Annotated in this window: 11 protein-coding genes; 3 read left to right on the forward strand and 8 right to left on the reverse strand. The window is 50.3% G+C overall.

The window, feature by feature from the left end; all coding sequences use genetic code 11:
- Positions 1-150: 150 nt before the first annotated feature.
- From hcr to BN1044_RS13620, 3 genes are all read right to left on the reverse strand, one after another.
- Positions 151-1,152, reverse strand: coding sequence for an NADH oxidoreductase (gene hcr / locus BN1044_RS13610; protein WP_175421610.1), 1,002 nt, complete (start codon positions 1,150-1,152; stop codon positions 151-153).
- A gap of 66 nt (positions 1,153-1,218) precedes the next feature.
- The gene (gene hcp / locus BN1044_RS13615; protein ID WP_072309164.1) at positions 1,219-2,871 is read right to left on the reverse strand and encodes a hydroxylamine reductase; all 1,653 of its coding nucleotides are present in this window, start codon (positions 2,869-2,871) and stop codon (positions 1,219-1,221) included.
- Positions 2,872-3,084: 213 nt separating this feature from the next.
- On the reverse strand, positions 3,085-3,984 hold the full coding sequence (locus BN1044_RS13620) for a LysO family transporter (RefSeq protein WP_072309165.1): 900 nt from the start codon (positions 3,982-3,984) through the stop codon (positions 3,085-3,087).
- 223 nt (positions 3,985-4,207) lie between these two features.
- Between BN1044_RS13620 and BN1044_RS13625 the strand changes: the two genes are divergently transcribed.
- Complete coding sequence (locus BN1044_RS13625) at positions 4,208-5,878, forward strand: ATP-dependent endonuclease (RefSeq protein ID WP_072309166.1); 1,671 nt, start codon at positions 4,208-4,210, stop codon at positions 5,876-5,878.
- 46 nt (positions 5,879-5,924) lie between these two features.
- Here the strand turns inward: BN1044_RS13625 and BN1044_RS13630 are convergent, their stop codons facing one another.
- Together BN1044_RS13630 and cspD are read right to left on the reverse strand one after the other, a co-directional pair.
- Complete coding sequence (locus tag BN1044_RS13630; protein WP_072309167.1) at positions 5,925-6,875, reverse strand: VirK/YbjX family protein; 951 nt, start codon at positions 6,873-6,875, stop codon at positions 5,925-5,927.
- A gap of 363 nt (positions 6,876-7,238) precedes the next feature.
- Positions 7,239-7,460: a cold shock-like protein CspD gene (gene cspD, locus BN1044_RS13635; protein ID WP_072309168.1), complete on the reverse strand. Its 222-nt coding sequence runs from the start codon at positions 7,458-7,460 to the stop codon at positions 7,239-7,241.
- 587 nt (positions 7,461-8,047) lie between these two features.
- Between cspD and clpS the strand changes: the two genes are divergently transcribed.
- Positions 8,048-8,371 carry an ATP-dependent Clp protease adapter ClpS gene (gene clpS / locus BN1044_RS13640; RefSeq protein ID WP_072309169.1) on the forward strand — a complete coding sequence of 108 codons (324 nt, stop codon included), beginning with the start codon at positions 8,048-8,050 and terminating at the stop codon, positions 8,369-8,371.
- 26 nt (positions 8,372-8,397) lie between these two features.
- Positions 8,398-10,674 (forward strand): ATP-dependent Clp protease ATP-binding subunit ClpA, encoded by a 2,277-nt coding sequence (clpA, locus tag BN1044_RS13645; RefSeq protein WP_025800943.1) that lies wholly within the window; start codon positions 8,398-8,400, stop codon positions 10,672-10,674.
- Positions 10,675-10,842: 168 nt separating this feature from the next.
- Here clpA and infA read toward each other — a convergent pair whose 3' ends face one another.
- The 3 genes from infA to cydC form a co-directional block, all read right to left on the reverse strand.
- Positions 10,843-11,061 carry a translation initiation factor IF-1 gene (infA, locus tag BN1044_RS13650; RefSeq protein ID WP_002211347.1) on the reverse strand — a complete coding sequence of 73 codons (219 nt, stop codon included), beginning with the start codon at positions 11,059-11,061 and terminating at the stop codon, positions 10,843-10,845.
- Between the two features lie 95 nt (positions 11,062-11,156).
- Positions 11,157-11,888 (reverse strand): leucyl/phenylalanyl-tRNA--protein transferase, encoded by a 732-nt coding sequence (gene aat, locus BN1044_RS13655; protein WP_072309170.1) that lies wholly within the window; start codon positions 11,886-11,888, stop codon positions 11,157-11,159.
- Positions 11,889-11,948: 60 nt separating this feature from the next.
- Entirely contained in the window at positions 11,949-13,670 is a 1,722-nt protein-coding gene (gene cydC / locus BN1044_RS13660; protein WP_072309171.1) for a heme ABC transporter ATP-binding protein/permease CydC, read from the reverse strand.
- Position 13,671 lies beyond the last annotated feature (1 nt).

Below are 13,671 nucleotides of genomic sequence, written 5' to 3' on the forward strand. Positions count from 1 at the left end.
GACCACTATACATTTTGTATTATAAATATTGTAGAAATGTTATAGCAATGAGGCATTACTGAAAGATATTGGTATGGCGGAGGCGGGGGAAATAAGCGGGTCATCAGTTGATTATGGAAACAGGACGACCCTACTTGTTAGACAATGGCTTTAAGCAATAACCACATCGCTGTTTAGCTGGCAAGAGCAGGCGAGTACATACCCTTGCGCGATTTCGTCCGGCGTCAGCGTCATGGTGCTGCTGGTGGTGTAATCGCCGCTAAGAATGCGGGTTTTACAGCAACCACAAACCCCTGCACGGCAGGCTGCCTGAATAGGAAGCTTGTTCTGTTCCATCGCGAAAAGCAGCGTTGCGCCAACCGGTGCGTGATAGGTGTGCAACGGGGTGTTGGTGGTGAGCCTGAGCGTTGCGCCATCGGCGTCGTTATCGGCAACCACTTGGAACTGTTCTTGATAGAAGTTTTGTGCTGGAACGCCCAGATCGAGTGCGAGCTGTTTTACCGCTTTCATGTAAGGCGCCGGGCCGCAGGTCATCACGGTGCGATTGGCAATATCAGGGCAAATCTGTTCCAGCGTTTCACGCGTAATTCTGCCGGTCAAAAACTCGGCGCTAGCGTCGCTTTCAGCCATCAGCGTTAGCTTCAGCTGTGAATAACGCGCATCAAGATCGCGCCACTCATTGGCAAAAATCACGTCGCGTGGAGTACGCACATTGAAAATAACCTGCACGTGAACTTCAGGGCGATTCGCCAATAGCCAGCGGGTCATAGACATGATTGGCGTCACACCACAGCCAGCGGCAAGCATCAGGTAGCGATCGGCAGGTGCATTGGCGCAGGTGAATTCGCCTTGCGCATCGGAGAGCCACAGCTGTTGCCCCGGATGAACTTCCTGCGTGAGCCAGCGCGAACCCTCGCCGTCGGGTAAGCAACGCACGCTGATCGTAATGAATTTACTTTGCCCCGGAGACGAAGACAGCGTGTAAGCGCGCAGCGTTTCTTCGCTATCACGAATGCTCACCAGCGCATATTGCCCCGGATGATAAGGGTAGAAATCGTGGCAAATAAGCGAAATTGTCCAGACGTCCGGCGTTTCCTGATGAATGGAATGCACCTGCATCTGATTAGGGCAGAGGGGAGTTGGCATTGTCATCATGTTTTCTCAATTCGAAAGCCGCAGACCCGAAGGGCTGCGGCTTTAAGGTGACATCAAGTGCGATTACGCGCCCAGAATTTCGGTCATATCCGCTTCAACCGTAGAGATGGAACGCATGCCGAATTTTTCATTCAGAATGGCCAGCAGGTTGTCGGTCAAGAAGCCCGGAGCCGTTGGGCCGGTGTAGATATTCTTCACACCCAGAGACAGTAAGGTCAGTAGGATCACGATGGCTTTCTGCTCAAACCAAGATAGAACCAAGCTCAGCGGCAAATCGTTCACACCGCAGCCTAGTGTTTCAGCCAGTTTCACCGCCAGCATGATTGCGCCGTAGGCATCGTTACACTGACCGACATCCAGCAAGCGTGGCAAGCCTTCCAGAGTACCGAAGTCCAGCTTGTTGAAACGATATTTACCGCAGGCTAAGGTCAAGATCAGGCAGTCTTGAGGCACGGCGCGGGCGAAATCGGTGAAATAACTACGTTCAGCGCGGCTACCGTCACAGCCACCTACCAAGAAGACGTGGCGCAGTTTTTTCTGTGACACTAAATCGATCACGGTATCTGCCGCGTTCAGCAAGGTTTGGCGGCCAAAACCAACGGTGATCATGTGTTCGATTTCGTTGTATGGGAAGCCTTCACACACCTGCGCCTGAGCGATGATCTGGCTGAAGTCGTCACCTTCTAAATGACGCGCGCCTGGCCAGCCGACGATGCTACGCGTCCAAATACGGTCGGTATAGTTACCGACGTTTGGATCGATAATGCAGTTGGAGGTCATCAGAATTGGGCCTGGGAACTTGGCGAATTCAGTTTGCTGGTTCTGCCAGCCGCTGCCGTAGTTACCGACCAAGTGTTTGAATTTTTTCAGTTCAGGGTAGCCATGCGCGGGTAACATTTCACCGTGGGTATAGATGTTTACGCCGGTACCTTCGGTTTGTTCCAGCAGCATGCGCAGATCTTTCAGGTCGTGGCCTGAAATCAGAATGGCTTTGCCTGCAACAGGGCGAACGTTAACGGAGGTTGGCGTTGGGTGACCGTAAGCGTCGGTTTCGCCTTTGTCCAGAATCGCCATCACGTTGAAGTTCATTTTGCCGATGCCCATGGCATTATTCAGCAAGGTATCCACGTCGCGCGGCTGAGTACCTAGCCATGCCATATAAGCGTGGAATTCAGCATAAATATCATCGCTGTATTGGCCGAGTACGTGGGCATGTTCCATATAGGCCGCCGCGCCTTTCAAGCCATACAGGTTTAGCATGCGCAGGCCGTGAACGTCGTCGCCGATTTCTGCTTTATCGTTATTGAGCGCGAATTCTTCAGCCTGTTTGCGCAGCGTGGCAAGGTCTGTACCCGCCAGCTGTAAATCAGCTAATGGATGATCAACCTGTGCGTTAGCGTCAACCGCGCGGCAGGCCACCATCAGCGCATCGCGCATTTCCAACGCTTCACGGGCATAGCCGACGATACGTTCTGAATCGAAGTTCACGTTAGTTAGGGTAGAGAAGAAGGCGCGAGGCACGAAGTTATCAATATTGTGGTCGATAATGCCCAGCTCACGTGCTTTCAGTGCCCATGCAGACAGGCCTTGTAAGGCTGCAACCAGCAGATCTTGTAGATCAGACGTTTCAGCAGTTTTGCCACACATACCTTGGGCGAAAGAACAGCCATTACCCGCAGGCGTTCGGATGGTTTGTTCACATTGGACACAGTACATTCTGGGCTTCCTTTTAAAGTTGCATTTATTATGCTTGTTTTAAGGGTAGTCCGGTCCAGTGAGGTAAAAAAGGAATTTTTAAGGCAACTTTAGCTTTGTTTGATATAGCGCAAGTTAAGTTGTAAGTGAGAATTATTCAGCGGGGAAATGCTAAAACTTTATAGGTATGTCATGAGGTTATTCACCCCATGACATACTTTTTTGAGACGGGAATTATGAGGAGAAAACGGCCATCAGAACCGGTGCGATCAGGCTTAAGGCAAAGCCGTGAACGATAGCGGCGGGCACTAATTCTAAGCCGCCGCTGCGTTGTAGAACGGGCAGCGTGAAGTCCATGGAGGTAGCACCGCACAGGCCTAACGCGGATGAGCGGCTGCGCTGTACCAGCGTTGGGATCATCATAATGGCAAATAATTCACGCGCCAGATCGTTGAAGAAGGCCGCGCTGCCGATTACCGGGCCAAACGCATCGGTCATCATGATCCCCGAAAGGGAATACCAGCCGTAGGCAGACGCAATGGCTAAGCCTGTTTTTATCGGCAGTCCCAGCAACAGGGCAGCGACGGCGCCGCCTACCAGTGCGCTCACACACACCAGCACGGCGATAATCATACCGCGGCGGTTGAGGATGATTTGTTTGAGTGACATTCCGCTATTACGCAGCTGCAACCCGACCAGCAACAGCAGGAAAATCAGTGCATATTCACTGCCGTGAGAGGCGTAGCTGAGCCATGGCCACTGCGTTAGGCCGAGCGCAAAACCGCCGACCACCACGCCGCACAGCTTGAGCGACTCTAGCGCCATGTGAAGACGTGAAGGAAGTTCTTCCTGTTTATGAGGTACAACCCAAGGGCGCTTTTTTTCCAGTAGCAGTAATGCAATAAGATTGGCAACGATGATGCAAATAAAGAATACCGAAGCATACTGAAAAATAAGCCACAGGTTTTCACTGAGATTATCGAGAAACGCGAGGCTGATGCCCATGAAAAACAGAATGACGTAAACCATCCAGCTAAGCAGACGGTTGATTAATACCACTAAGCTCTTTTGGCGTAGAGGGATTAGGTAGCCGAGCAGAAGCGGCACCAAGATAATGAGCAGTCCCGAGTACATGGAAAACCTAAATTGCGGAGAATAATGGCGATACGCTACCCAAAAGGGTTTGGTGAGTAAAGCTTGGCAGAGGAATTGATAAAACAAGCTGAATGGTTTGGCGTTTTACTCTTCACGATATGAATAGGCAGAAGAAAATCGGGCATCACATCTCAGTGAGTGCTTGACCAGACAGCGTTTTTTTTTCATTCTCAGATGAATGCATCCGTAAGGGAGAGTATCAATGTATCTAGAACGGATCGAAATTGTCGGTTTCAGAGGGATAAACCGCCTCTCTTTGACGCTGGATGAGAATACGGTTCTGATCGGTGAAAATGCGTGGGGGAAATCCAGTCTTTTGGATGCGCTAACGCTGTGTCTTTCACCTAACGCCGATCTGTATCACTTCGAATCGCAAGATTTCTATTTCCCTCCCGGCGATGAAAGCGCAAAAGAGCGTTACCTGCAAATTGTCTTCGTGTTCTGTGAATCAGATGTTGGGCACCACAACGCGCCCCGTTATCGACCACTTTCCTCCCTATGGCAGGAGGGTAACGATCGGTTTCAACGTATCTATTTTCGTCAGGAAGGCGAGCTGTGTGATGATGGAACGGTGTGTACGTGGCGTTCTTTTCTCGATCAAAATGGCGAACCGCTAAAACTGCATCACGTCGATAAGCTGGCGCGTGAGATTGTTCGGTTGCATCCGGTACTGCGCCTGCGCGATGCGCGCTTTATTCGCCGATTGCGCCCTAACCCGTTGGCAGAACGCCAGATCCCCGATCAGGCTGAAATTACCCAGCAGCTAGACGATCTGACGCGTGAAATGGTGCGTAACCCGCAAAAGCTGAGCAATAGCGAACTGCGTCAGGGCCTGAATGCCATGCAGCTGCTGTTGGAACACTATTTTGCCGAGCAGGGGCAACAGCCACAGAACTCGCGTCGTCGCAGACGTCATAGTGATGAAGTACACGGACGTCAGGCGTGGCGTTCGCTCGAAAATATGAATCAAATGGTGGCTGAATCCGGCAGTCGAAACATGCGGTTGATTTTGCTGGGGCTATTTTCAACGCTATTGCAGGCTAAAGGCGCGATCACGCTCGATCCCCATGCGCGTCCTCTGCTGCTGGTGGAAGATCCTGAAACTCGCCTGCATCCGATCATGCTGTCGGTGGCGTGGGGGCTACTCAATCAGCTACCGCTGCAAAAAATCACCACCACCAACTCTGGCGAATTACTTTCATTGGTACCGGTTGATCGCGTATGCCGTTTGGTGCGTCAGTCAAATCGTGTCGCAACCTATCGTATTGGCCCGCAAGGGATGTCACCTGAAGATAGCCGACGGATTGCCTTCCATATTCGATTTAATCGGGCGTCGACGCTGTTTGCCCGTTGCTGGCTGTTGGTTGAGGGGGAGACGGAGGTTTGGTTGCTCAATGAGCTCGCGCGGCAGTGCGGCTATCATTTCGAAACTGAAGGGATCAAAGTCATCGAGTTTGCGCAGTGCGGTATTCGCCCGCTGGTGAAATTTGCGCGCCATATGGGATTAGAGTGGCACGTGCTGGTTGACGGCGACGATGCGGGACGTAAATATGCCGCGGCGGTACGTGCGCTGACCGAGCATGCCAAAGAGAATGAACGCGATCGTCTTACAGCACTACCCGCGCCGGATATGGAGCATTACATGTACCGTGAGGGATTTGCGTCGGTGTATCACGATATCGCAGGCCTACCGAGCAACGTACCACTTTCAGCGCGTAAGGTGATTACCAAAGCGATACATCGCTCATCTAAACCTGATTTAGCCATTTCTGTGGCAGCACAGGCTGAAATTTGGGGTAGAGATTCCGTGCCCGCGCTAATCAAAGGGATGTTTTCACGTGTGATTTGGTTAGCAAGAGGAAAAGCGGAGTGAAATTAGAGCCGCCATCCATATTAAGAATGGCGGCTTCTGTGTGAGGTTAACGACTCAGCGCTGCGTGAGCGGCTAATTCAAGGTCGTCCAGCAACTGGTAGCGGCGGCGATATTCGGCGCGTTTTTTGCTGGCGATCTCTTCCAACGATTTTCTGGCAATCGTTAATGGTAGGCGGAAATAACCTTCCTGCGTTGTTTCTGCGCCGATTGAGAGCCAGAAGCTGTCGTAGTCAGACATCATCCTGCTGCTTTTCTTTTTGTTGTAGCGCCAGTTTTTATAGATATGGGTGTCATTGCCGACGGCTAATATCTGTTCGCACCCCACACTCTTGACAAATAAGCAAAGTGCCTGCATCAAAAGGCGCTTAGGGAATAAGCCATGGCATTCTTTGGTTGCGGTCTGAATAAGCTCATGAGGGACAGATCGTTTTGGTCCCTGTAATCCACCGACGAATAACGTTTTTTTATCCAAATAGGTGAGCAGGGTAAATGTGCATTCAGACAGCATGGTGCCTTCATCGTTATAAAATAATAACGATAGCTCGCCTTCTTTATTCAGACTATCTATAGGGCTTATCCCTATGCGGAATAACTGGCCGTTTTTCCCAATTATTTCACACAGATAATACGGCTTGGCATTATATATTTTGCGCAAAACGCTGTGCGGCAGCGCGTCATCCATCATCTGGTAATGTTCGCCAATGGCTTTGACGGTGTCTTGGCGCTTGAAGTGAACATTCAGATAGGGGTGATGAAGTTTACACGGCAGGCGAGGCTGAGCTAAAAGCACGTCCTGGCAGGTTGGAATTGCAGCAATGTTTTCCAGCAACTTTATGGTTGTCAGCGGGGCTAACAGCGTTCTGAGCGCAAATTTCGCGCGGTAATTTTTCGCATGCCAAAGACGCCCCGGCTTTAAGTCTCCTTTCACCAGAGAGTTAAAAAGCTGGAAACCCGTCATGGATGGATCTGCTGTGCGTTCGACGCTGATTTGAGACATACGATATACCTGATAGAACGTTGCTGTTTTTAATTTCTACCAAATAGTTAAACAGGCCAAACCTCAACAGCAATTAAATCAGCGTGCTAGCTGAACGTATTTTAAATAATTATCTTATTCTCGTTGATGATTTATTTACTGAATGGCCAATGTGAACGAATAAATAACAATTCATGTTAATTATTAGAAAGTTAATTAATTGTGAGGGAGAGGGCGGCGTCTTGGCCTTGAAAAAAAGGGAAATGCCACTATCTAACAAAGAGGCAGATAACGTATTGCCATGATGAGACGCGTTTATGATGAACAATGCCAGCGCGGGGCTGGCATGGATCTGATGTCGTTACTTCGAGCGCAGAGAAGATGTTAGGCCGTCATCTCTACTTCGATGGGAACGATGGTGTTGGCGTGGTTACCCTTAGGGCCTTCTTGCACATTAAATTGGACTTGTTGCCCGGCTTTCAGTGTGCGGTAACCCTCCATCTGAATTGAGGAATAGTGTGCAAAAATGTCTTCGCCACCGTTCAGAGGACAGATAAAGCCAAAACCTTTTGCATTATTGAACCATTTAACGGTACCCGTCTCCATGCTTATACAACCCTCGCCATGCTGTGATAAGAGATTTGTACGATTGACCTAGAGTCATCGGCAAAACTCACTATGTATGTTATGAGATAAGATTGATGCCCTTCATTCTTCATACCGTTGGTTTCGGTTAACACGAACCAACGATTGATGCTGTTAGGGCAGATACAGGACGTGTTCTTAAGATGTTCGATTAACGCACCACATGGTGGTACTGAACAGCTTAGGAACTCCCACTACGGGTGCCGAAAAGATCTGTTAATCAAGCGATTAATATCTTCAGTTTGAAACAGGAACTTATCGGTCGAAACGGCATCGATTTGTATGAATCGTCACCAGCTTACAAATTTACACTCTAGTGTATGCCGCTAGTTCGTCAAGCAATGGCTATTTTTAACACAGTGTATTGTGATGAAAGTTTGAAGCAGATAACGCTATTTATACGAACCGGGTAAAATTTAATCACTTAATGCAACGCAAATAACACAACTGTGAAGATTTGTGTCACAGTTAAGTCACTAGCAAGAAAGACATGTGGTTATGCGATCGTGGTCTGTATCGCATAATGGTTAACAGAGAATGGGCAGGACATGGCAAACCAAAACGAGTGGCTGAATTTTGAACAATTAGCCGACAGCAAACAAATCGATGAGGTAAAACCGCCGTCAATGTATAAAGTTATACTTAACAATGACGACTACACACCGATGGAATTTGTGATTGACGTCCTGCAAAAGTTTTTTTCATATGATATTGAACGTGCAACGCAGTTGATGCTTACTGTGCATTATAAAGGAAAAGCGATTTGCGGTGTTTTCACCGCTGAGGTGGCGGAAACTAAAGTCGCTCACGTCAATCGGTATGCGCGGGAGAACGAGCATCCACTGTTGTGTACGTTAGAAAAGGCCGGTTAACGGCCGCTTAAATGGGGGAGGTGCCTATGCTCAATCAAGAACTGGAACTCAGTCTCAACATGGCGTTCGCCAGAGCGCGCGAGCATCGCCATGAGTTTATGACCGTGGAGCACCTGCTGCTGGCACTGCTTAGTAACCCTGCTGCGCGTGAAGCGCTTGAGGCTTGCTCTGTTGATCTAGCCGCTTTGCGTCAAGAACTCGAAACCTTTATTGAACAAACCACACCCACGTTACCTAACGGTGAAGCGGAACGTGATACTCAGCCTACGCTGAGTTTCCAACGCGTTCTGCAGCGTGCTGTTTTCCATGTTCAGTCCTCAGGCCGCAATGAAGTCAGCGGTGCCAACGTACTGGTCGCGATTTTCAGCGAGCAGGAGTCGCAGGCCGCGTATTTGTTGCGTAAGCACGACGTGAGCCGCTTGGACATCGTGAACTTTATCTCGCATGGCACACGCAAAGACGAAACTGGACAGGCACCCAATGCCGAAAATCCAGCACCGGAAGAGCCTGCTAGCGGTGAAGATCGCATGGAGAACTTCACCACGAACTTAAACCAGCTTGCACGCGTCGGTGGTATCGATCCGTTGATTGGTCGCGATAAAGAGCTGGAGCGTGCGATTCAGGTTCTGTGCCGTCGTCGTAAAAACAACCCGCTATTGGTTGGGGAATCCGGCGTCGGTAAAACCGCGATTGCGGAAGGACTAGCTTGGCGAATTGTGCAGGGCGACGTGCCAGAGGTGATGGCGGATTGCACCCTGTATTCACTGGATATTGGTTCATTGCTGGCGGGGACGAAATACCGTGGCGACTTTGAGAAACGCTTCAAAGCGTTGCTCAAGCAGCTTGAGCAAGATACCGATAGCATTCTGTTTATCGATGAAATTCATACCATCATCGGTGCGGGGGCGGCGTCTGGTGGGCAGGTTGATGCGGCTAACCTGATCAAACCGCTGCTGTCTAGCGGCAAGATCCGCGTGATCGGATCGACGACCTATCAAGAGTTCAGCAATATCTTTGAAAAAGATCGTGCCTTAGCGCGTCGTTTCCAGAAGATCGATATTACTGAGCCAACCCCAGATGAAACGGTTCAGATCCTTAATGGTCTGAAACCAAAATATGAAGCTCACCACGACGTGCGCTATACCGCGAAAGCGATTCGCGCGGCGGTTGAGCTGTCGGTTAAATACATTAATGATCGCCATTTGCCAGATAAGGCCATTGACGTTATTGATGAAGCGGGCGCTCGTAGTCGTTTAATGCCGGTGAGCAAGCGCAAGAAAACCGTCAACGTGGCTGATATTGAATCTGTGGTTGCACGTATTGCGCGCATTCCAGAGAAAACCGTATCAGCCAGCGATCGCGATGTGCTGAAAAGCTTGGGCGATCGCCTGAAAATGTTGGTGTTTGGACAGGATAAAGCCATCAGTGCGCTGACCGAAGCGATCAAAATGAGTCGTGCAGGTCTAGGACAAGATCATAAACCGGTCGGTTCGTTCTTGTTTGCAGGCCCAACGGGCGTAGGTAAAACCGAAGTCACCGTTCAATTGGCGAAAGCCTTGGATATTGAACTGCTGCGTTTTGATATGTCCGAATATATGGAACGTCATACCGTTAGCCGTTTGATTGGTGCGCCTCCGGGATACGTCGGTTTTGATCAAGGTGGTTTGCTGACGGATGCGGTTATTAAACATCCTCACGCGGTTCTGTTGCTGGATGAAATCGAAAAAGCGCATCCTGACGTCTTCAACCTGCTGTTACAGGTGATGGACAACGGCACCTTAACCGACAATAACGGCCGCAAAGCCGATTTCCGTAACGTGATTTTGGTGATGACGACCAACGCCGGCGTGCGTGAAACTCAGCGTAAATCAATTGGTTTTGCGCAGCAGGACAACAGCACCGATGCGATGGAAGAGATCAAGAAGGTGTTCACGCCAGAGTTCCGTAACCGTCTGGATAACATCATTTGGTTTAACCATCTGTCGACTGACATTATTCAGCAGGTGGTGGATAAGTTCATCGTCGAACTGCAGGCTCAGCTAGATGCTAAAGGCGTTTCGTTGGAAGTGAGCGAAGCAGCGCGTTTGTGGCTGGCAGAGAAAGGCTACGATCACGCGATGGGCGCTCGTCCGATGGTGCGTGTGGTGCAGGAAAATCTGAAAAAACCGTTGGCGAACGAATTGCTGTTTGGTTCGTTGGTGGATGGCGGCTCGGTCACCGTTGATTTGAGCGAAGATAAGCAGCAGTTAACGTATGAATTTTGCAGCGCACAGAAGCGTAAAGCTGAAGACGCCCTGCATTAACCGAAGCTGAAAAAGTAAAAGAGCGCCAAAAGGCGCTCTTTTTTATGGCTGAAACTTAAGTTTTTCAGCTAACTCACAGTGATATTTATGTGTCTCGTCAGACGTCATATCACCGCGAGTATAATTTATGCCGCAGATGCGTGAACGCAGGTGCGCAGGGTGAGCCTATCAGCGGCTACGGAAGACAATGCGGCCTTTGCTCAGGTCGTACGGGGTCAGCTCTACAGTGACTTTGTCGCCCGTCAAAATGCGGATGTAGTTTTTACGCATTTTACCGGAGATGTGAGCGGTAACGACGTGTCCGTTTTCTAATTCAACGCGGAACATCGTGTTTGGTAACGTATCAAGTACGGTACCTTGCATTTCAATATTGTCTTCTTTGGCCATCGAATCCTCTAGGTATGAGTACCATATTTTTTAATCGGCAAGATAATGCCGAAAAACCCCGATTATGTAAAGGAGTGTCGGTTGTTCTTCATCCATTACGGGCAATTTTGATGGGGTTTTATCGCAAACTCGCGTGAAATAATAGTTTGGGGTTTCCAGCAGGCGGGATTAATTACCTTATTCTGGTCAATCCGTAAGTGGTGTAAATAATCACTGCGCGGGATATTACGCGCACCTAACGACTCAGTGTGCGCGTTAAGCACCTGACAGTCAATTAATGTTCCCCCAAACGACACAAAATGCTCACAAAACGCAATCAGTGCCGTTTTGGAGGCGTTTGTTGCGCGGCTGAACATCGACTCGCCGCAAAAGAGAGAACCTTGTAACACGCCATACAGGCCGCCTACGAGCCGATTTTCCTGCCAGACCTCGACGGAGTGCGCATAGCCCTGCTCGTGCAGCTTTAAATAAGCTTGCTGCACGTCTTCACCAATCCATGTGCCTTCTTCGCGTTGATCGGCACATTCACGAATGACATCGGCAAACACCTGATTAATCGTGACTTCAAAATCGTGCTTACGTAAAAATTTCGCCATGCTGCGGCTAATGTGCAACTCATGCGGGAATAAAACCGCACGTGGATCGGGCGACCACCAGAGAATGATGTCCCCTGGGGTGAACCAAGGGAATATCCCCGCGCCGTAGGCGGCCAGTAAACGGGCAGGGCGCAAATCCCCGCCAATAGCCAGTAGCCCATTCGGTTCACGCAGTGCGAGATCCGTTGGGGGAAACAACGTTGATTGCCGATCCAGTTGCATGATGCGCATCAAAATATTCCAATCTGAATGAAAAACATCATTGGCCTTGTTTACTACCGTTCATAATAACTATAGCCGTTGGCACAGTTGATAATATCGGCCTTTTGCGTCAAGAAGTTTAGCGTGATGACCTTGTTCGACGATCTGGCCATTTTCCATCACACAGACACGATCCATTTTATCCAAGCCTTGTAGGCGATGCGTAATTAGGATCAGCGTCTTGTGTTGGCAATGCTGCATGATGAGCTCAAGGATCTGTTTCTCGGTGTCAGCGTCCAAGCCTTCAGTGGGCTCATCCAGCAGCAACAGCGGTGAGCGATGCAGCAACGCGCGAGCAATGCCTAAGCGACGTTGCTCACCGCCTGAGAGTGGTCGGCCGCCGTCGCCGAGCCATGCATTCAGTCCTGTGTCTTCTAACAGTTTGCCCAGACCTACCTGTTCCAATACGGTTTTTAGTTCAAGATCGGTAGCGTGGTCATTGGCGATTTTTAAATTATCACGCAGGGTTGAGCTAAAAACATGTACGCGCTGGCTGACGACACCAGTGGCTTGTCGCAGCGTTGCTTCATCAAAGGTAGGCAGCGGTATGTCATTCAGGCGAATCTCGCCCTGAGAGCAGTCCCATGCGCGTGTTATCAGCTGTAACAGGGTCGATTTGCCACAGCCGGTACGTCCGAGCAGGGCGATTTTCTCTCCAGGCCGCACCGAAAGGGAAATATCGTTAAGTACTGAAACCGGCTGGTTTGGATAGCTGAAGCTAACGTGGTTAATGTTAACGGCAATCTGTTCGCTCAGTGCGGGGCCTGATAGAGGGAATGTCACCTCGGGTTTTTGGTCGATCATTTGCGCTACACGCGTCGCTGATGCCGTGACCTGCCCCAAATGCTGGAAGGCGCCTGCAACCGGTGCTAAGGCTTCAAACGCGGCCAGTGAGGAGAAGACAAACAGCGCTATCAGCGCCCCCGGCTGAGCATCGTGCCCAACGCCACCGGCGGCGAGCCAGAGCATTAAGGTGAACGTTAGCCCCGACGCCAAAATCATTAAAGCCTGCGCGGCGCCGGTTAAGGACGCCTGTTTCTGTTGCTGCTGTTGCCATTCACGTTCTTTGGCGTCCAGCGCCTGACGGAAACGGTCAGCCGCGCCATAGATGGCGAGTTCTGCTTGTCCTGCGACCCACGTAATCAATAGTGTGCGGTAGTCGGCACGGAGTTCAGTGAGCGCAATCCCTACGGGCTTTCCTGCTTGATAAAAACCCAGCGGCAGGCAAAACAGCAACATCAGCATGATGCCGCCTAGCGTGATTGCTAGCGTGGGATCGAACCAAGACAAACCGGCCGTAACGACCACGATCACCACGATGGCGCTAATCAGCGGAGATATGACGCGCAGATAGAGATGATCGAGAGTGTCTACGTCGGCAACCAAACGGTTGAGTAACTCCGCCTGACGAAAACGCGCAATGGCTCCCGGCGACAGCGGCAGTATTTTACTAAAGGTAAATACGCGCAGATGGGAAAGCACGCGAAACGTTGCATCATGGCTGACAACGCGCTCGGCGTAACGTCCTGCGGTGCGGATTATCGCCGCGCCGCGTACGCCAGCCGCTGGCAGCATATAGTTAAATGTCATCAGCCCCGCAAGCCCAGCCAGCGCCGATGCAGCAAGGAACCAGCCCGAAAGCATCAAAAGCCCAATGCTGGCGAGAAGGGTAACGATAGCCAGAACTACGCCCAGTGAGATGAGGAACCAGTGGCGGCGATAGAGTGCTAAAAACGGCAATAGTACGCGCATG

It is taken from the genome of Hafnia alvei, assembly GCF_900095695.1.
GTDB lineage: Bacteria > Pseudomonadota > Gammaproteobacteria > Enterobacterales > Enterobacteriaceae > Hafnia > Hafnia alvei_B.